Here is a 22505-nt window from a genome sequence, read left to right on the forward strand (position 1 = left end):
CGCTCTGCGTGGGAATGCATCCCGTGACGCTCTGCGTCACATCTGGAGTGGAACGCGGAGCGTCCCTGGCAGCATTCCCACGCAGAGCGTGGGAACGATCGGATTACTCGGCGTCAGCAGGTGGGTTGAGCTTCGCTTCCAGCTCCGCCACTTTCGCCTCAAGGCTCTCCAACCGTGCACGGGTGCGTGCCAGCACGACCATCTGGCTATCGAACTCTTCCCGGCTCACTAGATCCAGCTTGCTGAAGCCGCTCTGCAACAGAGCCTTGAACTGGCTTTCGATTTCGCTTTTCGGCAGTGGGGTGTCGCCGCTGAAGAGGCGGGAGGCGGTGCCGCTCAGGGCGTCGAGGAAGTCTTTGGGCGCGAGCATGGGAAATGTTCCTGTCAACAATGGCGGGCAGTGTATCACGCAGTGTCTATAGTCAATCTCGGCAGCTGCGATGCACGCTTTTCGCGCAGTCGAGTGGGCAGCCGCGCACTGTTGTTGTGCGTAACGGTTGCGTCAATTGGGCGAAAGGCTCTTCGGTAGCGGCCAAGGTATTGAAATCAATGGGTTTTGGATAGATGGCAAGCTTTCTGCTTAGTCGCTGGTGACCCATGCACTGATGCAGTCGCTGTGACGAATGCAGTGCGCCAAGCGGAACGGGGGAAGTTTCGTGCGGAGTGGTTAGCTGGCGTCGGACGGGCAGGTAAGGCCGAACGATGCGTTACAAAGCCAGGCACTGCGCTTAGACTTGAGTCGGGTTTGTTTTCCTGGGGCAAGTCCACCAATTCGGGAGAGAGTTTTCATGAAGCTAGTCACTGCCATCATCAAGCCGTTCAAACTGGACGACGTGCGCGAGTCGCTGTCCGAGATCGGCGTGCAGGGCATTACCGTTACTGAGGTCAAAGGCTTCGGTCGGCAGAAGGGTCACACCGAGCTGTATCGCGGCGCGGAGTACGTGGTCGATTTTCTGCCCAAGGTGAAGATCGATGTCGCCATTGACGACAAGGATCTGGACCGGGTTATCGAGGCGATAACCAAGGCCGCCAACACCGGCAAGATCGGTGACGGCAAGATCTTCGTGGTCAATCTGGAACAGGCGATTCGCATCCGTACCGGCGAAACCGATACCGACGCAATCTAAGCCGCCACAAACCCAACGCCCCAGGAGAAAACAATATGACTCTGCGTAAAATCGCAGGGCTAGGAGCCCTGTTGTCCCTCGTAATGCCCGGCCTGGCCATGGCGGCAGACGAAGTGGCGGCCCCAGTCCTCAATTCCGGCGATACCGCCTGGATGATGACCTCGACAGCCCTTGTGCTGTTCATGACCATTCCCGGCCTCGCGCTGTTCTACGGCGGCATGGTTCGCTCGAAAAACATTCTTTCCGTGATGATGCAGTGTTTCGCCATTACTGGTCTGATCAGCATTCTGTGGGTCATTTATGGCTACAGCATTGCGTTCGACACCACCGGCATGGAGCAGGGCGTCGTCAACTTCAACTCGTTCTTTGGCGGCATGGGCAAGGCGTTCCTCGCCGGTGTCACGCCTTCGAGCCTGACCGGTCCTGCGGCACTATTCCCCGAGGCGGTCTTCATCACCTTCCAGATGACTTTCGCCATCATCACCCCCGCGTTGATCGTCGGTGCGTTCGCCGAGCGGATGAAGTTCTCCGCCATGCTGATCTTCATGGGCATCTGGTTCACCCTGGTTTATGCACCGATCGCGCACATGGTCTGGTCCGGCAACGGCGGCCTGATGTGGGACTGGGGCGTTCTCGACTTCGCCGGCGGCACCGTGGTGCACATCAACGCCGGTGTGGCCGGTCTGATTGCCTGCCTGGTGTTGGGCAAGCGTAAAGGTTTCCCGACCACCCCGATGGCTCCGCACAACCTCGGCTACACCCTGATGGGCGCTGCAATGCTGTGGTTCGGCTGGTTCGGTTTCAACGCCGGTTCCGCTGCCGCCGCCAACGGCACTGCCGGCATGGCGATGCTGGTCACCCAGATCGCCACCGCTGCTGCGGCGCTGGGCTGGATGTTTGCCGAGTGGATCACCCACGGCAAACCAAGCGCACTGGGTATCGCTTCGGGTGTGGTGGCCGGTCTGGTTGCAATCACTCCGGCGGCAGGCACCGTGGGCCCGATGGGCGCTCTGGTGATCGGTCTGGCGGCGGGCGTGGTGTGCTTCTTCTGCGCCACCACCCTGAAACGCAAACTCGGTTATGACGATTCCCTGGATGCCTTCGGCGTGCATGGTATCGGCGGTATCCTCGGCGCAATCCTGACCGGTGTGTTCGCGGCACCATCGCTGGGCGGTTTCGGTACCGTTACCGACATCGCTGCTCAAGTCTGGATCCAGTGCAAAGGCGTGGGCTTCACGGTGATCTACACCGCGATCGTCACCTTTATCATCCTCAAGGTCCTGGACGCTGTCATGGGTCTGCGTATCACCGAGGAAGAAGAAGCTGTCGGCATCGATCTGGCGCTTCACAACGAACGCGGCTACAACTTGTAAGCACGCGCATGAAAAACTTGCCCGGCTTGCCGGGCATTTTTTTGTCTGGAATTTGTCAGTGAAGGAAGGGCTGAAAGGTTTTTTCATACACGTTCAGTCCCGTTTACGACGGGCGTTTTTCTGCGGCCAATGGCTTACACGATTGAAGGAATATTAGGGCCTTTGTTTTTTTCCAGAGCGCGCTAGAATGCGCCCCGAACGTGCGGAGAACTGTATGTGGCAACAGACTCTGATCACCTTGCGAGCACGGCCCCGGGGCTTTCATCTGGTAACGGACGAATTACTCGCTGGCTTGCCTGAACTCAAGGCGTGTCGGGTCGGTCTGTTGCATTTGTGGCTACAGCATACCTCGGCGTCGTTGACCATAAACGAGAACGCCGATCCGGCGGTACGTCGCGACTTCGAACGATTTTTCAATCGTCTGATCCCACAAGGAACAGACGGCTATGAGCATAACGACGAAGGCCTGGACGACCTCCCGGCGCACTTCAAGGCCAGCGTACTTGGCTGTCAGCTCAGTTTGCCGATCTCGGCAGGCCGACTGGCGTTGGGGACCTGGCAAGGTGTTTATCTGGGCGAGCACCGTGATCATGGCGGTGCCCGTAAAGTCCTCGCCACCGTGCACGGTGAAGGGGCATAAAACCGCTGGTTACCAGCGGTGGTTGATTTTTTTCCGGCAGCCGTCGACAGACGGCAAAGCTGGGCTATAACTAATCTGCTTTTCGCAAGTCATGAGGTAGAACATGAGCGACGATGATCTGGAAAACGACGACCTCGAAGTAGGCGACGAAGATGAAACCGAAGAAGGCCTTGAAGCGGCGGTAGAAGACGTCGCTGAAGATGACGGCGGTGATACGCCCGTTCCGACTGCCAAAGGCAAGGCCAAGGCTGCGGTATCGGTCGATGAACTGCCGAGCGTTGAAGCCAAGAACAAGGAGCGCGACGCCCTGGCCAAGGCCATGGAAGAGTTTCTTGCGCGGGGCGGCAAAGTGCAGGAAGTGGAGGCCAATGTGGTCGCCGATCCTCCCAAGAAGCCTGATAACAAGTACGGCAGCCGGCCTATCTAAGCGCCTGCTTCTTGCTTGCTGAAAAAGCCCGCCGTCGCTGCGGGCTTTTTCATGGGTGGAATAAAAATCTTGGGCAGGGCGCGATCCAATGTGGGAGCGGGCTTGCTCGCGAAAGCGGTGTGTCAGCCGACATCAAGGGTGGCTGACGGGGCCCCTTCGCGAGCAAGCCCGCTCCCACATTGTATTTGTGTACTTACACAGGATTAGTGTTGGGCATTCCACCGCGCCAACAACCCCGGCAATTCGTTCAGGCTACGAATCTCGGCATCTGGCACCTTCTCGGCTTCCCACACCTTGCCCGCCGGGTTAAACCAGATCGCACGCAACCCCGCCTGCTGGGCGCCGGCAATGTCATCGCCGGGATGGTCGCCAATATGCACCGCTGTTTCGGCGGTTGCGCCTCCACGCTGCAGCGCTTCATGAAACAGTCGCGCATCGGGCTTGGCGATGCCGATGTCTTCGGCGCACAGGGCAAACTTGAAGTAATCCGCCAGCCCCAATCGACGCACATCGGCATTGCCGTTGGTCACCACGCCTAAGGCGTAATGCTTGGCCAGCGTCTCCAGCGTCGGCTCCACTTCAGGGAACACTTCGATCTGATGCCGCGCATGCAGAAACACTTCGAAACCCTGATCGGCCAGGTCGGATGCTTCGATATGTCCATAACCGGCTTCTTCCAGCGCATGGAACAACACCCGCCGACGCAAGGCACTGATGCGGTGCTTGAGGCTCGGTTCGTTGCTCAGCACGCGCTCGCGAATCGACCACAGGTGTTCCACCGGTACCGCGCCCAGGTTCGGTGCATGCTCGGTCAGCCATTCACGCAATACGACTTCGGCGCTGGCGATCACCGGGGCGGTGTCCCACAGGGTGTCGTCGAGGTCGAAGGTGATCAATTGGATGGTCATGAATCATCGCCTTTAATGCGTTTGGCCCGTGGATGGGCGCTGTCGTAGACCGTCGCCAGGTGCTGGAAGTCCAGGTGGGTGTAGATCTGGGTGGTCTTGATGTCCGAGTGGCCGAGCAGTTCCTGCACCGCCCGCAAGTCCTGAGAGGACTCCAGCAAATGGCTGGCGAAGGAGTGTCGCAACATGTGCGGGTGCAGATTCTGCCCCAGTTCGCGCTCGCCGGCAGCCTTGACCCGTACCTGAATCGCCCGTGGACCGAGACGCCGGCCTTGCTGGCTGACAAACACTGCGTCGTCCGCCGGGTTGGTCATTGCCCGCAAAGGCAACCATAGCTCTAGTGCTTCGCGAGCCTTTTTGCCCACTGGCAACAGTCGAGTCTTGCTGCCCTTGCCGAGCACCTGGACCATGCCATCAGCCAGGTCCAACTGATCAAGGTTGAGCCCGGTCAGTTCCGAAAGCCGCAGGCCGGAGGAATAGAACAGTTCCAGAATCGCCTGATCCCGACGCGCGAGAAAATCATCCTCTACCGCGCCCTCAAGCAGTTGCAGTGCGCGATCGGTGTCGAGGGTCTTCGGCAGGCGACGTTCGCCCTTGGGCGGGGCCAGACCATTGGCTGGGTCGTGATCGCACAGACCTTCGCGGTTCAGATAGTGATAGAGCCCACGCACCGCCGACAGCAACCGCGCCAGACTGCGGGACGATTGACCTTGGGCATGCAGGCGAGCGATCAGGCTGCGCAGGCGCTGGATGTCCAGTGCGGCCCAACTGCTGATGTTCTGTTTGATGCACCAGCCCAGCACTTTGTCGAGGTCGCGGCGGTAGGCGTACAGCGTGTGCGGCGACACCTGCCGCTCACTGCGCAGGTGTTCGCAGTAAGCGTCCAGTTGTCGTTCCATGGTCAGCGTACCGAGCGCAAGGAGCTGTTGACCCGTGGCAGCACGCGGCCCATGACTTCGGCGATGTAACTCAAAAACAGCGTGCCCACCGAACTCTTGTAGTGCTGCGGATCGCGGCTGGCGATGGCCAGGACGCCATGGATGCCCTGATGGCTAATGGCGACGACGGCGGTGGAGCCGATCTGCTTGCGCTGTTCTTCACCGAACAGGAAGTCCAGTTCATGCTCACGCAGGCTGCCGCTGACGCTTTTGTCTTCAGAGAGCAAGCCGCCAATGGCCGTTTGCGCTTCGGCATGCGTCACCCACCGGCCCACCGGCATCGGGTTGTCGCCGAGAAGGATCAGACTGACGAAGGGCACCTGGAAGTCTTGCCGCAGGCTGTCTTCAACGCTGATCACCACATCTTCCAGGCTGGTGGCGTCCATCAGCGCGAGGATCAGGCGGCGGGTCTTGTCGAACAGTCGATCGTTGTCCCGGGCTACGTCCATCAAGTGCGAGAGGCGATGACGCAACTCGATATTGCGGTCGCGCAGAATCGTCATCTGGCGTTCGACCAGCGAAATGGTGTCGCCGCGCTGGTGCGGAATGCGCAGCGCCGGGAGTAGTTCTTCGTGCTCGATGAAGAAATCCGGATGAGCCTCCAGGTACGCGGCAATCGCCGCCGCCTCAAGGCTTTCGGAAGGGGATTCGTCGGGCTGTAGGGCGGGAACCTGAGGCTTGTCGGTCATGGATTTGGCTCACTCAAAGACGCACTTGTCCTTCGTATACGCGCACTGCCGGGCCGGTCATCATGACAGGTTGGCCTGGGCCTGCCCATTCAATGGACAGACGCCCGCCGGGCAGGTCGATCAATAGCGGTGAATCCATCCACCCCTGGCTGATCGCGGCCACTGCGGCAGCACAGGCGCCGGTTCCGCATGCCTGGGTTTCCCCGGCCCCGCGTTCCCAGACGCGCAACTGCGCACGGCTCCGGTCGATGACCTGGAGAAAACCGACATTGACCCGTGCCGGGAAGCGCGGGTGATGTTCGATTTTCGGCCCCAGTTCATGCACCGGTGCGTTGTTGATGTCGCTGACCCGCAACACGGCATGGGGGTTGCCCATGGACACCGCGGCCAGTTCGACCGTGGTGCCGTCGACGTCAACTTGATAGCTCAGGGCCTGGTTCGGGGCTTCGAACGGAATCTCGGCCGGCACCAGGCGCGGGGCGCCCATGTTGACGCTGATCTGGCCATCGTTGCGGATGTCCAGTTCGATGATGCCGCTTTTGGTCTCGACGCGAATCAGCCGCTTGGCGGTCAGGCGCTTGTCGAGCACGAAGCGGGCGAAGCAGCGCGCACCGTTGCCGCACTGTTCCACTTCGGAGCCGTCGGCGTTGAAGATCCGATAGCGGAAATCTACGTCCGGATTGCTCGGCGCCTCAACGATCAGCAACTGGTCGAAGCCGATGCCGGTGTGCCGATCGCCCCAAAGCTTTGCGTGCTTGGGCAGGATGTGCGCGTGCTGGCTGACCAGGTCGAGGACCATGAAATCATTGCCCAGGCCGTGCATCTTGGTAAAACGCAGCAGCATGGTTTTACTCCGGCAGCAGGCTTTCGCCAGCAAACAACTCGGCTACCGTCTCACGGCGACGCACTTCAAATGCCTGATCACCGTCCACCAACACTTCAGCGGCACGGCCACGGGTGTTGTAGTTGGAACTCATGACAAACCCATAGGCACCGGCCGAATGCACGGCCAGCAGATCGCCTTCTTCCAGGGCCAGTTGACGATCCTTGGCCAGGAAATCGCCGGTTTCGCAGATCGGGCCGACGATGTCGTAGGCGCGAGCGGCGCTGTTGCGCGGGCGCACGGCGGTAACGTCCATCCAGGCTTGATACAGCGCCGGGCGGATCAGGTCGTTCATGGCCGCGTCGACGATGGCGAAGTCTTTGTGCTCGGTATGCTTGAGGTACTCGACCTGGGTCAGCAGCACGCCGGCGTTGGCGACGATGAAACGGCCCGGCTCGAACACCAGCGCCAGGTCACGACCGTCGAGACGCTCGCGCACGGCTTTGATGTAGTCGGCAGCCAATGGCGGCTCTTCATCGCGATAACGCACGCCCAAACCACCACCGAGATCGATGTGGCGCAGGTAGATGCCGCAATCGCCGAGACGGTCGACCAGGCCCAGCAGGCGGTCAAGGGCGTCGATGAACGGCGGCAGGGTGGTCAGTTGCGAACCGATGTGGCAATCGACGCCGACCACTTCCAGGTTAGGCAGTTGCGCGGCACGGATGTACACGTCTTCGGCGTCGGCGATGGCGATGCCGAACTTGTTCTCTTTAAGACCAGTGGAAATGTACGGGTGGGTGCCAGCGTCGACATCCGGGTTCACGCGCAGCGAGATCGGCGCGCGAACGCCCAGCTCGGCGGCCACTACTTGCAGGCGTTCGAGCTCATCGGTGGACTCGACGTTGAAGCAGTGCACGCCGACTTCCAGCGCACGACGCATGTCGTCACGGGTCTTGCCGACACCGGAGAACACGATCTTGTCAGCAGTGCCGCCAGCGGCCAGTACGCGCTCCAGCTCGCCACGGGAAACGATGTCGAAACCGGCGCCCAAACGTGCCAGGACATTCAGTACGCCCAGGTTGGAGTTGGCCTTGACCGCAAAGCAGACCAGGTGCGGCATGCCGGCCAGCGCATCGGCGTAAGCCAGGTACTGGGCTTCGATGTGGGCACGGGAGTAGACGTAAGTCGGTGTGCCAAAGCGCTCGGCGATGGCGGACAGGGCAACCCCTTCCGCGAACAGCTCACCGTCACGGTAGTTAAAAGCGTCCATAGCGTTCCCTTAGTAGACGTCGTGCTTGTGGGCTTTCGACGGAGTCTGCTGCGACGATTTGGCTTGCTCTGCAGGGTCCTGATTTTCATCAGGCAGGTACAGCGGGCCTTTTTGACCACAGGCCGACACAAGGCAAGCAACCGCGACGAGCGCAGCAAGGGAAGAGATCAGGCGCTTCATGGCGAAATCCTTGAAAATGCGTTAATTGCGCCGGAGTATACCGGCCACCCGGCAGCTTGCCTATGCGACGCGGCTCCCGTCCGGCGGGCCTTCGCCTGATGCCGGTAAGTTATGTGCAGTCCATTGTGGGAGCGGGCTTGCTCGCGAATGCGGTGGTTCAGTCAACAAACATGTTGGATGTGCTGGCCCCTTCGCGAGCAAGCCCGCTCCCACAGGTACAGCGCTACCATATCGATATCGACGCTTGATCGTTATCCTTTGCAATCACCGGGGCTCGCCCGTATCTTGCGGCGCTTGAGCGTGAGTAGACACTTTTTGAGGTTCCCGCAATGAGTTTGACCGAAGCCCGTTTCCACGACCTGGTCGATGCAACCCAGCAGACGCTGGAGGATATTTTCGACGAGAGTGGCCTGGATATCGATCTGGAGAGCTCGGCCGGTGTGCTCACCGTCAAGTTCGAAAGCGGCAGCCAATTGATCTTCAGTCGTCAGGAACCGCTGCGTCAGCTGTGGCTGGCGGCCGTGTCGGGTGGCTTCCATTTTGATTATGACGAAGAGAGCAAACGCTGGATGTGCGACAAGAGCGACGAGCAACTGGGCGAAATGCTCGAGCGCATCGTCAAGCAGCAAGCCGACGTCGAACTCGATTTCGAAGGTCTGTGAGATCGTGACCCAGCCCGCTCCCGTTCGTCCGCCCAAACCGCTTTACAGCAATGTCAGCCCGGCGGTGCCGTCGCCGTGCAGCGGTGTGTGTCGGCTGGATGAGCAGAAGGTTTGTCTGGGGTGTTTTCGCCATGTCGAAGACATTCGCGAATGGCGTTCGGCCGACGATGAGCGGCGGCGAGTGATTTGTGCGCAGGCTGCACAACGCAAAGCTTTGGCTTAAGGGCTTTTGTGGCGAGGGAGCTTGCTCCCGTTCGGCTGCGCAGCAGTCGTGAACTTTTCGGGGCCGCTGCGCGCCCCAGCGGGAGCAAGCTCCCTCGCCACAAAGTTACTCGCCAACCCTAAAGAGTGCGTTCAGCGGCCTCACTTGTATATTTATTGAGCTGTGATAGTGTCCAGAGACGCCTCAACCCATCGAGGCTCGTGAAAACCCCGCCTTTTTCTGGCGGGGTTTTGCTTTTTTCGTGCAGAAGAAAGGAGTCTGCCCTGATCATGACCGCACCTTCCATCACCCTTACCCGTCTGGACGTGCAACGTCTGGAGCGCCTGATCGACAGCCTGGATGACACGCTGCCGGGCGTTATCGCGCTGCAAACCGAACTGGATCGCGCCGATACCCTGGTCGGTCACGATGAAGTGCCCGCCGATGTCGTGACCATGAATTCCCGTGTGCATTGCCGTGAAGAGAGCAGCGGCAAGGACTATCACCTGACCCTGGTTTACCCCAAGGATGCCAACGCCGACGAAGGCCGGATTTCCATTCTGGCGCCGGTGGGCAGTGCTTTGCTGGGTCTGAAAGTCGGTCAGCACATCGACTGGCCGGCACCGGGCGGCAAGACCCTCAAACTGACTTTGCTGGAAGTCGAATCGCAACCTGCCAATGGCGGCGCCTTCCCGGAATGACATCCCTTCAGACCTGCTCGAGCGCCTCGTTCAAGGCGCGCTCCAGGTCGGCCTTGTAGCGCAGATACAGATGGCTTGAACCCTGACCATCACCGAGCAGGCCCGACAGGTCCAGGTCGGTGATGTAGCAGCGATAGCGTTCGGTCTCGCGGCGCTGTTCGACGATTTCCCGGGCGACTACGCTGAACAGTTCGTCGCCATGTTCCAGCTCTGAAAATTCCCGCTGATTGCAATACAGAGTGACCTGCACCTGCCCTGGTGCGGCTTTGCCGACGATGGCCTGCACGTCATAGAACGGTTTGTTGACCGGGGTTTGCGGTGCCGGCCGGGCTTCTACCCGACGCGCCCGCGCGGAGCCTGAAGGCAACAACTGGTAATACAAAGTCTCCAGGCTCAGCGGCTGAGAGGTGTCCATCGGCAGCAAGGCATCGCGCCGGTACTGAATCGATTGCAGGAATCGTTGCAGTGGCACCAACAGGCTTTGTTCGTCGTGATAGGGCAAGCGTTGCTGCCACAGGGCATTGAATTCATCCAGTACATACACATCGGCTTGGTGTTCGTTAATCCGGTAGAACACCTGAACGCAGTCGGGTTGCCCCATGGGCAGGATCAGCGCCAGGTCATGGTCTTCCAGTGCCATCGGGTCCAGATGAAACGGGCTGTAGCTCGCCAGTTCTTCGCCGAGGTAATCGAACAGCGCCGGCAGGGTGGCGAGGGCAATGTGATTGACCTGGCCCGGCACCAGCTCCAGCACGTGGTAGTGCTGCTGGACCTGAATCAGGTAACGATGATTGAGTTTGCTCAGCAGCAGGTTCTGCGCGGTGTCGAGGATTTCTTCGACCCGCCGGGCAATGAATTGTGCGCGGTTGTGACAGAAGCAACGCACCCGCAGCTTGGGCTGTTGTGGCCCGTCCGGCAGATTGTTGAGGTAATCGCGCAGGCAGTCGAGCAGGGCGTGGGGGCCGTCAAAACGGCTGACCAGCACCTCGTTCCAGCTATTGAGCATGACCTGATCCAGGGTCAGCACCAGGTTTTCCCGCACGCCGGCGTAGCTCAGCGAGTCGGTGCGCTCGGTGGTCATCAGGATGTTCAGGTCGCGATGGTGCTTGAGCGGGTCGATGCCGACGTTCACCAGAATCAGTACTTCGCTCGGCACACTGGCGCGCAGCAAAGGCTCTTCGGCGACAGTGGTCAGGGGCAGGGCGATGCTTTGTTGCAGGCTGCCAAGCAGGTTGAACAGTTCGAACTCGCTCAAGTCGCTGGTGCCGGGGTGCAGGGCCAGGCGGGTGCTGCTGTCGATCACGCCGTTGCGGTGGCACCAGGTGAGCAGTTCCAGCAGCTGGCGGCTGCGCTTGATTGGCGCGAAATGCTCCCATTCGTGGGCGGCCAGGCTGCCGTTGTACAAACCCCATTGGGTTTGCCCCGGTTCTTTCTTGTTTGGCGCCTGCACCAGCGTCAAGGTGTCTTCGGCCAGATCAGGGGCGATGCCCGGGTTGATGAATTCGACCTTGTCGGCCTTGCGCTCGAAGGCTGCGTACAACCGCCGGCCCAGCACATTGAGGTCGCGCTTGTTGATCAGGCTGACGGTCTGCTCGTTGCGGGCAAACTGCGTCAGGAAGCGATAGCTGTAATTCAGTTCGCCAACCAGGGTTCGGCGTTCGGCGCTGACCTGGCGGACTTTCCACTGGCTGCGGCTGTCGAGCAATGCGAGCTGACGCTGATCCCACTGCCATTCGTTGGCCAGGCGTTCGAGCAATGAACGCTGCCAGCTCTGGGTGCGACCGCTGCTGCCGGTGAGCTTGCGGTTGACCTTCAGGTACAGCGCGCGGCGTACCAGCTCCAGGCGTTCCGGTTCGCCCCGGGCTGTGAGGTACTCCTCGATGCGCCGGTAAACCACGACGTATGGATCCAGTTCGTCGAGGTCCAGTCGATTGGCAAACACCGCCTGCTTGAAACGCAGGCTCAGGCACTGGACCTTGGGGTGTTCGCTGGCGTAGACCTCGGTTAGCAGCAGTTTGAGCACTGATTTGTACGGTGACTCGATGCCCTTGAACAATTGCCAGAGCCCGGCACCGATGAATTCCCCGGGGGGGATGTACGACAGATGCCCCAGGTCCAGGGTTTCGTCGGCACGGATGAATCGCTTGGAAAGCAGCGTGTGGGTGTAACGGTCGTACGCGGCCTCTTCATAAACCGGCACCAGCCACCAGATGGGTGTGCGGCCAGCCAGCCAGATCGCGGTGCGGTAGAACTCGTCCAGCAGCAGGTAGTGCTGGGTGGTGCCGCAGTCTTCCGAACTCAGTTGGGTATCGCGCTCGCCGAGCACGAAGCGAGCAGGGTCAATCAGGAAGAAATGTGCCTCGGCACCCTGGCTGGCGGCCCATATTTCAAGCAACTGGCATTTCTTGCGCAGCTCGCTGAGTTCGCTTTCGCTCAAGTCCGGCCCGTGACAGACCCAGACGTCCATGTCGCTCTGATCGGCCTGGGCCAAGGTACCGAGGCTGCCCATCAGGAACAGGCCGTGAATCGGTCGCGGCGGGTTGCTGCCGTGGCGTGGCTTGTAGGAAAACGAGCGGGTCAGGCGCTGGGCTTCGGCGAGTGTATTGGCGTCAGGTTCGAAATTCGACAGCCCGGCCGGGGTGCTACCCGAAACGTAACCCGGCAACAACGGATGATTGACGTGGAAAAACAGCGGCAGCAGGGTCAGAACCGTTTGCTGGCGGGTCGATAACCCTTCCATGGCACGGGCCATGCGGCCCTCGTTGAGCTTCAGAAAACGGGCGCGCAGCTGGCTGAGAACCTTACGGTCGATTCCCTCGTCCAGATCGGGGCGGATTTCATGGGTGCGGGTCATATCAGCTCAATCCGGCTCGCGGGGCTCGGACGTGGTGGGCTCGGGATGAGGGGCAGTTTAGCGCCTCGGCCCCGGGACTTTTAAGCTGATTTTGTATTTCTGGCGTCAGGTTTCTATCACGCGGCGACAGCGGGCACCAAAGTGTGCCCGCGGAAATCCCGTGACAGAGGTTTCCGTGGGCGATGCGGTGAGGCTCAGGCTGTTTCGCGCACGGACAGAATGGTTAGAACGGTTTGCACATTTTGTGCAGCGTCACGCCCCAGGCTGGTCAGATAACCGCCATCGGGCTGGGTGATCAATTCTTTGTCGAACAGTCTTTGGGCAGCGGCAATGGCTTTCGGGGCAGCGGTCTGATGAATTTTCAAACCTTCCTGGGAACTGTCCAGGTTGAAGAGGGCGAGGATTTCCAGTTCGGCAACCAACTCAGGGGTAAGCGACATAAGGACTCCAGACTTTCTAGGAATTGGACGATAGCGCTCCTAAGGTGATCCCACTTGCGCAGCATGTCCAGTGCTCGTAACAGGGTTTTTTCGCCTTGGGGTGGTTTCCAGTTTAGTCAGCGTCTGGGGCACGGCGGTACTGATTGGTGACAATCTAAGTGGGGGCGGGCTTTTGTGGCGAGGGGGTTTGCCTGTGGCGAGGGAGCTTGCTCCCGTTCGGCTGCGTAGCAGCCGCAAAGCTTTTGGGGCCGCTTCGCGACCCAGCGGGAGCAAGCTCCCTCGCCACAGGCAAGCCCCCTGGCCATAAGAGCCCCGTGACAGGGCTGGGCTTATTTCTTTTCCGGCGGCAACTCTGGCAGCGCACGCAGCGCAGTTTCGTACCATTCGGTATTGAACGCACGGTCTTCTTCGAGGATCGCGTCGATTTCCACCGCCAACACGTGGGCCATCAGGTTGAGGATTTCCTCACGCTCGTAACCCACCAGGGTCAGCTTGTTGAAGGTCGCCTTGGCCGCTGGCGGGTTATCGCTTTCGATCTGGTTTTCGATGGCTTCGATCAGGGTGTTTTCGGCGAACTCTTCTTCGTCGATCTCGATATCAGTTGGCTCGCTCATGGCAGGCTCCTCAAGTTAAGGCGGCCAGTTTACCTGCATTCAGCGCTGTGATGCTGCTGGCAAGAAGTGCCCGGGCGTTCTATAACGGGCGCTGCCAACCCCCTGCACGGCCTGGAGGCTATGTAATGCTCAAGCTTTATGGATTTTGCGTCAGCAACTACTACAACATGGTCAAGCTGGCGTTGCTGGAGAAGGGACTGCCGTTTGAAGAAGTGCCGTTTTACCCAGGCACTACCCCCGAGACGCTAGCCATCAGCCCGCGTGGAAAGGTTCCAGTGCTGGGCGTCGAACAAGGTTTCATCAATGAAACCAGCGTGATTCTCGAGTACCTCGAGCAGAGCCAGAAAGGCACGCCGCTGCTGTCCAGCGAGCCCTTCGAGCGAGCGCAGGCGCTGGCGTTGGCCAAGGAAATCGAGTTGTACATCGAACTGCCGGCGCGCGCCTGCTACCCCGAAGCGTTTTTCGGCATGTCTGTGCCGGAGGCGATCAAGGACAAGACCAAGACCGAGCTGCTGCTGGGGTTCGCCTCGCTGGGCAGGCATGGCAAGTTCGCCCCTTACGTGGCGGGCGACAGTCTCAGCATTGCGGATTTGTATTTTCTGTACAGCGTGCCGATGGCCTGTGCCGTGGCGCAGAAGCTGTTCGATATCGATCTGTTGGCCGGGATGCCGGCGGCCAAGGCGCTGCTGGAGCGTCTGGGGCAGAACCCGCATGTGCAGCGGATCGCAAAGGACAAGGACGCGGCGATGCCAGCGTTCCTGGAGATGATCGCGTCCAAAAAGTAGGTTTTGTAGTGCTCTGAAGTCAGTCATCGCGGGCAAGTCGAATCGTCGCACCGCCGCTCCCACAGGTTCTCTGTCTGCCATAGATTTTGGCCAGTCGGAGATCCTTGTGGGAGCGGGTTTGCCCGCGAAGCTTTTAACGGCTGGCGAGCAATGCCTGGCCGCGAGCAACAGCCTTCTTGACCTGCGCCGGCGCAGTCCCGCCGATATGGTCACGGGCATTCACCGAGCCTTCCAGGGTCAGCACGGCAAATACGTCCTGTTCGATCTGGTCGCTGAACTTGCGCAGTTCTTCCAGGCTCATTTCCGCCAGATCCTTGCCGGTGTCCACGCCATACTTCACCGCATGGCCGACGATCTCGTGGCAATCACGGAACGGCAGGCCACGGCGCACCAGGTAGTCAGCCAGATCAGTGGCGGTGGAGAAACCGCGCAGAGCCGCTTCGCGCATCATCGCGTGTTTCGGCTTGATCGCCGGGATCATGTCGGCAAAGGCTCGCAGCGAATCGCGCAGGGTGTCGGCGGCGTCGAACAGCGGCTCCTTGTCTTCCTGGTTGTCCTTGTTGTAGGCCAATGGTTGGCCTTTCATCAGGGTCAGCAAGCCCATCAATGCGCCGAATACCCGGCCAGTCTTGCCGCGAACCAGTTCCGGCACGTCCGGGTTTTTCTTTTGCGGCATGATCGAGCTGCCGGTGCAGAAACGGTCCGGCAGATCGATGAACTGGAATTGCGCGCTGGTCCACAGCACCAATTCTTCGGAGAACCGCGACAAGTGCATCATCGCGATGCTCGCGGCCGAGCAGAATTCGATAGCGAAGTCGCGATCGGACACGTTGTCCAGGGAGTTACCGCCGACCGCGTCGAAGCCCAGCAGTTGAGCGGTGTACTCGCGGTCGATCGGGTACGTGGTGCCCGCCAGCGCGGCGCTGCCCAGCGGCATGCGGTTGGTGCGCTTGCGGCAGTCGACCAGACGCTCGTAGTCGCGGCTGAGCATTTCGAACCAGGCCAGCATGTGATGCCCGAAGGTCACCGGCTGGGCGGTTTGCAGGTGAGTGAAGCCCGGCATGATGCTGGCGGCTTCGCGCTCGGCCTGCTCCAGCAAGCCTTGTTGCAGGCGGGTGATTTCGCCCAGGATCAGGTCGATCTCGTCACGCAGCCACAGGCGGATGTCGGTGGCGACCTGGTCGTTACGGCTGCGGCCGGTGTGCAGCTTTTTACCGGTCACGCCGATGCGGTCGGTCAGACGCGCCTCGATGTTCATGTGCACGTCTTCAAGGTCGATGCGCCAGTCGAACTGGCCGGCCTCGATTTCACCCTGGATGGTGTTCAGGCCATCGATGATGCTGTCGCGCTCGGCATCGGTCAGCACGCCGACCTTGGCCAGCATGCTGGCGTGGGCGATCGAGCCCATGATGTCGTGGCGATACAGGCGCTGGTCGAAGGTGACGGAGGCGGTGAAGCGGGCGACGAAGGCGTCGACGGGTTCACTGAAGCGGCCGCCCCAGGACTGATTGGTCTTGTCAGTGCTCATGAATTCGCTCGTATCGGCTTGAAGAAAGATGGCGTGAAACGCTGACGCGGATAATAACAGGGTTGCCAATCCTGTCGCTGACACTGGTCGACAGGTTTTTTTCTCATCGTGCGACCCCTGCTCGAAGCAAGCGATGCGGAAATTGCACAACGATATTTCTCAATTGAGCAATATCGTCCCGGCAACCGTCTACAGTTGGACAGAGGATCAGCGCACTTCTCGATGCTGCAGCTGACTATAGAGAGAAGAGGGGTGTTCATATTGTGTATCAGCAAACCCTACGGCGATGCCTCGCCAGTGCGGGCCTGGGCCGCCAGTCACGCGGCAGATAAAAATTTAGCCGCCGGTCTCGCGGCACTTTTTGGCCCTCGCGCTAGTCTTAGCGTGGATCGCGGTGACGGACGTCACTTCACCTGTCTACGCTATCCTTGTGCGAGACTCACGCAGGAATCCAGCGCAATATGAATGTCCTGATCGTTGATGACGAACCCCTGGCCCGCGAGCGCCTGAGCCGAATGGTGGGCGAACTCGAGGGATACAATGTCCTGGAGCCCAGCGCCACGAACGGCGAAGAGGCGTTGGCACTGATCGACAGTCACAAACCGGATATCGTGCTGCTCGATATTCGCATGCCGGGCCTCGATGGCCTGCAAGTGGCTGCACGATTGTGCGAACGCGAAACCCCGCCCGCCGTGGTGTTTTGCACCGGGCCCGATGAATTTGCCGTGGAAGCCCTACAGGCCAGCGCCGTGGGCTATCTGGTGAAGCCTGTGCGCACAGAACAGTTACACGAAGCATTAAAGAAAGCCGAGCGACCCAATCGCGTCCAGCTCGCGGCCTTGACTCGCCCGGCGGCCGAAACCGGTAGCGGTCCGCGCAGCCACATCAGCGCCCGCACCCGAAAAGGCATCGAGCTGATTCCGTTGGGTCAGGTGGTCTACTTCATTGCCGACCACAAGTACGTCACCTTGCGTCATGAAGGCGGTGAAGTGCTGCTCGACGAACCACTCAAGGCTCTCGAAGACGAATTTGGCGACCGTTTCGTGCGGATCCACCGCAACGCACTGGTTGCTCGCGAACGCATCGAGCGGCTGCAACGCACGCCTTTGGGGCATTTCCAGCTGTTTCTCAAAGGCCTGAACGGCGATGCCCTGATCGTCAGTCGACGCCATGTGGCCGGCGTGCGCAAAATGATGCAACAGCTTTAGGGGGCGGATTTCTACCCTATTACCGGACATTGAGGGCCAGGGAGGCCATGCAGTTTCTGATACAAGTCAAAGCGGATTTGGCTGAGCTGTTATTATCTGCCGTATCTATTCAGTACGGATTGATCCATGTCCTCTCGCGAAATCCGCATCGCCACCCGCAAAAGTGCTCTCGCCCTGTGGCAGGCCGAATACGTCAAGGCTCGTCTGGAACAGGCCCATCCGGGCCTGCTCGTGACGCTGGTGCCTATGGTCAGTCGCGGCGACAAGCTGCTTGATTCGCCGCTGTCGAAAATCGGCGGCAAGGGCCTGTTCGTCAAGGAGCTGGAAACTGCGCTGTTGGAAAACGAAGCCGACATCGCCGTGCACTCCATGAAAGACGTGCCGATGGACTTCCCCGAAGGCCTCGGTCTGTTTTGCATCTGCGAGCGCGAAGACCCGCGCGATGCTTTTGTCTCCAATACCTACACCAGCCTGGATGAGTTGCCGTCAGGCAGCATCGTCGGCACCTCCAGCTTGCGTCGCCAGGCGCAGTTGCTGACCCGCCGCCCGGACCTGGAAATCCGCTTCCTGCGCGGCAACGTCAACACTCGCCTGGCCAAGCTCGATGCCGGCGAATACGACGCCATCATCCTCGCCGCGGCGGGTTTGATTCGCCTGGGCTTCGAAGACCGCATCACCTCGGCCATCAGTGTCGAAGACAGCCTGCCGGCCGGTGGCCAAGGCGCGGTCGGTATCGAATGCCGTAGCGCCGACACTGAAATCCATGCGCTGCTGGCGCCGCTGCATCATCAGGACACGGCCACTCGCGTTACCGCCGAACGTGCGCTCAACAAACATTTGAATGGCGGCTGCCAGGTGCCAATCGCTTGCTACGCCGTGCTTGAAGGCGAGCAAATCTGGTTGCGCGGGTTGGTGGGCGATCCGGGCGGCGGCCTGTTGCTCAGCGCCGAGGCCCGGGCGCCGCGGGCTGATGCCGAGGCATTGGGTGTGCAAGTGGCTGAAGACCTGCTGAGCCAGGGCGCCGCCGACATTCTGAAAGCAGTCTATGGCGAGGCAGGGCACGAGTGACTGGCTGGCGCCTGTTGCTGACGCGCCCTGCGGATGAATCGGCGGCGCTTGCCCGTGTGCTGGCCGACGCGGGGATTTTCAGCAGCAGCTTGCCGCTTTTGGATATCGAGCCGATTCCTGCCTCTGACACAATGCGCGAAGTGATTCAGAACCTGGAAAACTATTGCGCGGTGATCGTGGTCAGCAAACCGGCCGCCAGAATCGCTGTCAGTCTGCTCAACCAGTACTGGTCGCAACCACCGTGCCTGAAGTGGTTCAGCGTGGGCGCGGCGACGGCGCAGATTCTCGAGGATAGCGGGCTGGATGTGAGCTTCCCGGTCGACGGCGATGACAGCGAAGCCTTGCTTGCGCTTGCGCCGTTGCGCGAGGCTGTCGCCGGTCCCGATCCGCGAGTGCTGATCCTGCGCGGGGAGGGTGGGCGCGAGCTGCTGGCTGAGCGTTTACGCGAGCTTGGTGCTAGTGTCGAGTATCTGGAGTTGTACCGACGCGGTTTGCCGCAGTACCCGTCGGCAACGCTGCCTGACCGGATCAAGGCGGAACGCTTGAACGGGCTGGTGGTCAGCAGTGGACAGGGTTTTGAGCACCTGCACCGATTGGCTGGCGATGCCTGGCCGAGCATGGTGCGGCTGCCGTTGTTTGTTCCAAGCCCCAGGGTCGCCGAGCTGGCACGCGCCGCCGGGGCCCAAACAGTTGTGGATTGTCGTGGCGCCAGTGCCGCGGCCTTGCTGGCGGCGTTACGGGAACACCCCGTGCCCGTTTTCTAATGCAAAGGATGGATACGTGAGCGAAACAGCCTTGCCTAAAGATGACGTCCGGCCCGTGCTTGATGCACCGGCTGATGCACCGGTTGAAACTGCGCCACCTGCTGTTGAGCAGCGCCGAGGTAATGGGTTGGCAACCGTCGCGCTGCTGTTGGGCGCGGCAGGTGTTGCCGTGGGCGGCTGGGGAGTCTGGCAGGTGCGTCACCTGCAAGCCAATAACCAGCAACAGTTGAGTCAGGTTCAGGCGCTGAACGATCAGGCCCAGAGCTTGAAGCTCAACGAACAACGCCTGACGGCTCGCCTCGAGCAAATGCCTGCTGCCGAGGAACTCGACGCGCGCAGTCGTCTGGTCACTCAACTCCAAGGCGATCAGCAACGCCTGAATCAACGTCTGGAAACCGTCCTCGGCGCGAGCCGCAAGGACTGGCGTCTGGCCGAAGCCGAGCACTTGCTGCGCCTGGCCAGCCTGCGTCTGTCGGCATTGCAGGACATCAGCAGCGCCCAGGCTCTGGTGCAAGGCGCCGACGAAATTCTTCGTGAACAGAACGACCCCGGGGCTTTCGCTGCTCGCGAGCAAGTGGCCAAAACCCTGGTGGCCCTGCGCAGTACCGAACAGCCGGATCGCACCGGGTTGTTCCTGCGACTGGGTGCCTTGCGCGATCAGGTGATCAACCTCACCGAGCTGGCGCCTGAGTACAAGGATCGTGGCGAATCCCTGCTGGGCCTGACCGCTGATGGCGACGGCGCCAGTCGCTGGGCGCAATGGTGGGATCAGATCTCTCGTTATATCCGCATCGATTTCAACGCCGACAAGAATGTCCGGCCGTTGCTGGCAGGGCAGAGCTTGAGCCAGGTGCGTCTGGCCCTGAGCCTGGCGCTGGAGCAGGCGCAATGGGCCGCGCTCAATGGCCAGGCCGCGGTTTACACACAAGCGCTGGCCGAAGCGCGGGACGTGCTCAAGAGCAACTTCAACCCGGACAACCCTCAGAGCAAAGTCATGCTGGAGCAGGTGGCCGAGTTGAGCAAGCAGCCAGTCACGGTGATCACGCCAGATCTGACGGGCACGTTGAGTACGGTCCAGGCCTATCTTGAGCGGCGCAACGTCAACGCCGAGGAGTCGGTGAAACCTCTGGCCAAACCTGCCGCGAGCACGACGCAGGAGGCCATGCCATGAAGCGCCTCTATGTGATCGTGTTCGTGGTCATCGCGGCGGCTGCCGCGCTGGGGCTGGCGATTGCCGAGCATTCTGGCTATGTGCTGATCGCCTACAAAACTTTCCGTTACGAATCGAGCCTGTGGGCAACCCTCGCCCTGGTGGCCGTGCTTTGGCTGGTGTTCTGGGGCATCAAGGCACTGATCGAGCTGGTGACGACTTCCGGTGGAGTGGTCAATCCATGGTCCCGGCGCAATCGCAGTCGGCGGGTGCAAGTGGCGATAGAACACGGTCAGCTGGATTTGGCCGAGGGCCGCTGGGCCAGTGCGCAGCGTCATTTGTATCGCGCAGCGGAAGCCGAGCGCCAGCCGCTGCTCTACTACCTCGGTGCTGCCCGCGCCGCGAACGAACAAGGTCACTACGAGGAAAGCGACAACCTGCTGGAGCGCGCCCTCGAGCGGCAGCCCCAGGCCGAGCTGGCGATTGCCTTGAACCATGCCCAGTTGCAGACTGACCGCGGCGACACTGAAGGCGCGCTGGTAACCCTGCAAGCCATGCACGAGCGTCACCCTCATAATGTCCAGACCCTGCGCCAGTTGCAGCGCCTGCTTCAGCAGCGGGGCGACTGGTCGGCAGTGATTCGCTTGTTGCCGGAGTTACGCAAGGACAAGGTATTGCCACCGGCCGAACTGGCTGAGCTGGAGCGCCGTGCCTGGGGTGAAAATCTTTCGTTGGCGGCGCAGCGGGAAGAGGACGGAACGGTCGGTTTGCAATCACTCAATCGCGCCTGGCAGCAACTCACCGCCGCTCAGCGCCAGGAACCGCAACTGGTGCTGGCCTATGCCGAGCAATTGCGGCAACTAGGGGCACAGGTCGAGGCCGAGGAGGTCCTGCGTGCAGCCCTCAAGCGCAAATACGACAGCCATCTGGCACGCCTTTACGGACTGGTTCGCGGCAGCGATCCGGCCAGGCAACTGCACACCGCCGAGGGTTGGCTCAAGGATCATCCCGCCGACCCGAGCTTGCTGCTGACGTTGGGCCGTTTGTGCCTGCAAAGCAGTCTGTGGGGCAAGGCCCGGGATTATCTGGAGAGCAGCCTGCGCGTGCAGCGCAACCCTGAAGCCTGCGCCGAGCTGGCGCGGTTGCTGGCGCAACTGGGTGACACCGAACGCAGTAATCAGCTGTTCCAGGAGGGCTTGGGTCTATTGGATGAGCGTTTGCTGGCGGCACCGCTGCCAGTGCCGGCTCACGCCTGATTCCCGCCCCTGTAGCAGCTGGCGCAGCCTGCGTTCGGCTGCGCAGCAGTCGCAAAATCAGACGCCGCAGTTTGATCAGGCGGGCACGTTAAACTTATGACGACTGCTTCGCAGCCGAACGCAGCCTTCGGCAGCGGCTACAGGGCGGGAATCGCTTCGAACCCGCCACTGTTTCAGCGTTGTAATCCTTCGCCGGCAAAGTCCTACAGAGGACTACATCAAATCCTCTCGACGCTGTCGGGAATTCCCTACACTTCTGGTGAAGTGTCCGTGGGGGCCTGCCTTGAAAGGCTGCTGCGCTTTCCTCTACCGTAACCGCCTGTCTCTACTGTTACGGAAAAGCCATGTCTTTGGCCTGCTCACGCTCCTTGTTTTTCATGGTTTTCATTGCAGGTGCCCTGGCCTTGGGCGTTTCCTATCACCTGGAATATGTGGTCGGCCTCAAGCCTTGCGGGTTGTGCCTGTTGCAGCGAGTTTGCCTGGCGCTGCTGACGGGTGTCTGCCTGACGGCTTCGGTGCAGGGACCTGGACGCTTTGGATCCTTCCTGTATTGGTTGCTGGGTCTGTTCTGCAGTCTGGCGGGCACCATCACGGCGTGGCGGCAGGTGGTGTTGCAGAGCGATCCGGTGCATCAGTTATCGACATGTTCGCCTGATCTGGCCGATCTGTTCGCCAGTACGCCCTGGCTTTGTGTCGTGCAGCGAATGTTCAAAGGAACCGCCGATTGCGCGGAAATTTCCTGGACGCTGTTCGACCTGAGCATCCCGGAATGGAGTTTGCTGTTCTTCGTTGCGATGATGATTCTGGGCGGGTATCAGTTGCTGCGCCTTGTCTGGATCGCGTGTCAGCGACCGCTCAGCGGCGAGTCGTCGCACCGGGCATTGGCGGGTGATTAAAC

The 22505-nt window shown here is 60.6% G+C and carries 25 protein-coding genes; 14 read left to right on the forward strand and 11 right to left on the reverse strand.

From position 1 onward, the window contains the following. Positions 1-103: 103 nt before the first annotated feature. A complete protein-coding gene (locus ACZ9IM_RS23815; RefSeq protein WP_007894783.1) occupies positions 104-370 on the reverse strand; it encodes an accessory factor UbiK family protein in 267 nt (88 codons plus the stop codon). A gap of 418 nt (positions 371-788) precedes the next feature. Between ACZ9IM_RS23815 and glnK the strand changes: the two genes are divergently transcribed. From glnK to sutA, 4 genes are all read left to right on the forward strand, one after another. Then, positions 789-1127, forward strand: a complete 339-nt coding sequence (glnK, locus tag ACZ9IM_RS23820) for a P-II family nitrogen regulator (RefSeq protein WP_002555808.1) — start codon at positions 789-791, stop codon at positions 1125-1127. Between the two features lie 35 nt (positions 1128-1162). After that, positions 1163-2500 carry an ammonium transporter gene (locus ACZ9IM_RS23825; protein ID WP_237885080.1) on the forward strand — a complete coding sequence of 446 codons (1338 nt, stop codon included), beginning with the start codon at positions 1163-1165 and terminating at the stop codon, positions 2498-2500. A 214-nt stretch (positions 2501-2714) separates the two neighbouring features. After that, positions 2715-3140 carry a secondary thiamine-phosphate synthase enzyme YjbQ gene (locus ACZ9IM_RS23830; protein WP_007989493.1) on the forward strand — a complete coding sequence of 142 codons (426 nt, stop codon included), beginning with the start codon at positions 2715-2717 and terminating at the stop codon, positions 3138-3140. A 103-nt stretch (positions 3141-3243) separates the two neighbouring features. Beyond that, on the forward strand, positions 3244-3567 hold the full coding sequence (sutA, locus tag ACZ9IM_RS23835) for a transcriptional regulator SutA (protein WP_427624095.1): 324 nt from the start codon (positions 3244-3246) through the stop codon (positions 3565-3567). A gap of 203 nt (positions 3568-3770) precedes the next feature. On the opposite strand, the gene ACZ9IM_RS23840 is transcribed toward sutA, so the two are convergent. From ACZ9IM_RS23840 to lptM, 6 genes are read right to left on the reverse strand one after another with little or no spacing between them, the layout of a single operon-like run. After that, positions 3771-4475, reverse strand: a complete 705-nt coding sequence (locus ACZ9IM_RS23840) for an HAD family hydrolase (RefSeq protein ID WP_427624097.1) — start codon at positions 4473-4475, stop codon at positions 3771-3773. Further along, a complete protein-coding gene (gene xerC, locus ACZ9IM_RS23845) occupies positions 4472-5371 on the reverse strand; it encodes a tyrosine recombinase XerC (RefSeq protein ID WP_427624098.1) in 900 nt (299 codons plus the stop codon). Before xerC ends, ACZ9IM_RS23840 begins: the two co-directional genes overlap by 4 nt. 2 nt (positions 5372-5373) lie before the next feature. Continuing rightward, positions 5374-6099, reverse strand: a complete 726-nt coding sequence (locus tag ACZ9IM_RS23850; protein ID WP_192345026.1) for a DUF484 family protein — start codon at positions 6097-6099, stop codon at positions 5374-5376. Between the two features lie 13 nt (positions 6100-6112). Next, a complete protein-coding gene (dapF, locus tag ACZ9IM_RS23855; protein WP_008076125.1) occupies positions 6113-6943 on the reverse strand; it encodes a diaminopimelate epimerase in 831 nt (276 codons plus the stop codon). Between the two features lie 4 nt (positions 6944-6947). After that, on the reverse strand, positions 6948-8195 hold the full coding sequence (gene lysA / locus ACZ9IM_RS23860; protein WP_038980781.1) for a diaminopimelate decarboxylase: 1248 nt from the start codon (positions 8193-8195) through the stop codon (positions 6948-6950). Positions 8196-8204: 9 nt separating this feature from the next. Then, on the reverse strand, positions 8205-8375 hold the full coding sequence (lptM, locus tag ACZ9IM_RS23865) for an LPS translocon maturation chaperone LptM (protein WP_074871901.1): 171 nt from the start codon (positions 8373-8375) through the stop codon (positions 8205-8207). A gap of 329 nt (positions 8376-8704) precedes the next feature. Here lptM and cyaY point away from each other — a divergent pair, with 329 nt between their 5' ends. From cyaY to rnk, 3 genes are all read left to right on the forward strand, one after another. Next, positions 8705-9037, forward strand: a complete 333-nt coding sequence (cyaY, locus tag ACZ9IM_RS23870; RefSeq protein WP_008007543.1) for an iron donor protein CyaY — start codon at positions 8705-8707, stop codon at positions 9035-9037. 4 nt (positions 9038-9041) lie between these two features. Further along, positions 9042-9260, forward strand: coding sequence for a DUF1289 domain-containing protein (locus ACZ9IM_RS23875; RefSeq protein ID WP_081235258.1), 219 nt, complete (start codon positions 9042-9044; stop codon positions 9258-9260). 269 nt (positions 9261-9529) lie between these two features. Beyond that, entirely contained in the window at positions 9530-9940 is a 411-nt protein-coding gene (gene rnk / locus ACZ9IM_RS23880; RefSeq protein WP_008076120.1) for a nucleoside diphosphate kinase regulator, read from the forward strand. 7 nt (positions 9941-9947) lie between these two features. Here the strand turns inward: rnk and ACZ9IM_RS23885 are convergent, their stop codons facing one another. The 3 genes from ACZ9IM_RS23885 to ACZ9IM_RS23895 all read right to left on the reverse strand — a co-directional run bounded on the left by ACZ9IM_RS23885 (position 9948) and on the right by ACZ9IM_RS23895 (position 13848). Beyond that, positions 9948-12794 carry a class I adenylate cyclase gene (locus ACZ9IM_RS23885; RefSeq protein WP_476225086.1) on the reverse strand — a complete coding sequence of 949 codons (2847 nt, stop codon included), beginning with the start codon at positions 12792-12794 and terminating at the stop codon, positions 9948-9950. A gap of 194 nt (positions 12795-12988) precedes the next feature. Further along, positions 12989-13234: a TIGR02647 family protein gene (locus ACZ9IM_RS23890; protein ID WP_007894898.1), complete on the reverse strand. Its 246-nt coding sequence runs from the start codon at positions 13232-13234 to the stop codon at positions 12989-12991. 329 nt (positions 13235-13563) lie between these two features. Then, positions 13564-13848, reverse strand: coding sequence for a hypothetical protein (locus tag ACZ9IM_RS23895; RefSeq protein WP_007894899.1), 285 nt, complete (start codon positions 13846-13848; stop codon positions 13564-13566). 125 nt (positions 13849-13973) lie between these two features. Here ACZ9IM_RS23895 and ACZ9IM_RS23900 point away from each other — a divergent pair, with 125 nt between their 5' ends. Next, entirely contained in the window at positions 13974-14633 is a 660-nt protein-coding gene (locus tag ACZ9IM_RS23900; RefSeq protein ID WP_476225087.1) for a glutathione S-transferase family protein, read from the forward strand. Positions 14634-14766: 133 nt separating this feature from the next. Here ACZ9IM_RS23900 and argH read toward each other — a convergent pair whose 3' ends face one another. Further along, positions 14767-16161 carry an argininosuccinate lyase gene (gene argH / locus ACZ9IM_RS23905; protein WP_008076102.1) on the reverse strand — a complete coding sequence of 465 codons (1395 nt, stop codon included), beginning with the start codon at positions 16159-16161 and terminating at the stop codon, positions 14767-14769. A gap of 461 nt (positions 16162-16622) precedes the next feature. Between argH and ACZ9IM_RS23910 the strand changes: the two genes are divergently transcribed. The 6 genes from ACZ9IM_RS23910 (at position 16623) to ACZ9IM_RS23935 (ending at position 22503) form a co-directional block, all read left to right on the forward strand. Next, positions 16623-17369, forward strand: coding sequence for a LytR/AlgR family response regulator transcription factor (locus ACZ9IM_RS23910; protein WP_007899317.1), 747 nt, complete (start codon positions 16623-16625; stop codon positions 17367-17369). 126 nt (positions 17370-17495) lie between these two features. Then, a complete protein-coding gene (hemC, locus tag ACZ9IM_RS23915; protein WP_427624104.1) occupies positions 17496-18437 on the forward strand; it encodes a hydroxymethylbilane synthase in 942 nt (313 codons plus the stop codon). After that, on the forward strand, positions 18434-19201 hold the full coding sequence (locus ACZ9IM_RS23920; RefSeq protein WP_427624106.1) for a uroporphyrinogen-III synthase: 768 nt from the start codon (positions 18434-18436) through the stop codon (positions 19199-19201). Before hemC ends, ACZ9IM_RS23920 begins: the two co-directional genes overlap by 4 nt. A 16-nt stretch (positions 19202-19217) precedes the next feature. Continuing rightward, a complete protein-coding gene (locus tag ACZ9IM_RS23925) occupies positions 19218-20372 on the forward strand; it encodes a uroporphyrinogen-III C-methyltransferase (RefSeq protein WP_476225088.1) in 1155 nt (384 codons plus the stop codon). After that, entirely contained in the window at positions 20369-21607 is a 1239-nt protein-coding gene (locus ACZ9IM_RS23930; protein WP_192345016.1) for a heme biosynthesis protein HemY, read from the forward strand. The genes ACZ9IM_RS23925 and ACZ9IM_RS23930 overlap by 4 nt, the downstream gene beginning before the upstream one ends. Positions 21608-21951: 344 nt before the next feature. Next, positions 21952-22503: a disulfide bond formation protein B gene (locus ACZ9IM_RS23935; protein ID WP_427624108.1), complete on the forward strand. Its 552-nt coding sequence runs from the start codon at positions 21952-21954 to the stop codon at positions 22501-22503. Positions 22504-22505: the final 2 nt, after the last annotated feature.

It is taken from the genome of Pseudomonas sp. TE12508, assembly GCF_056279485.1.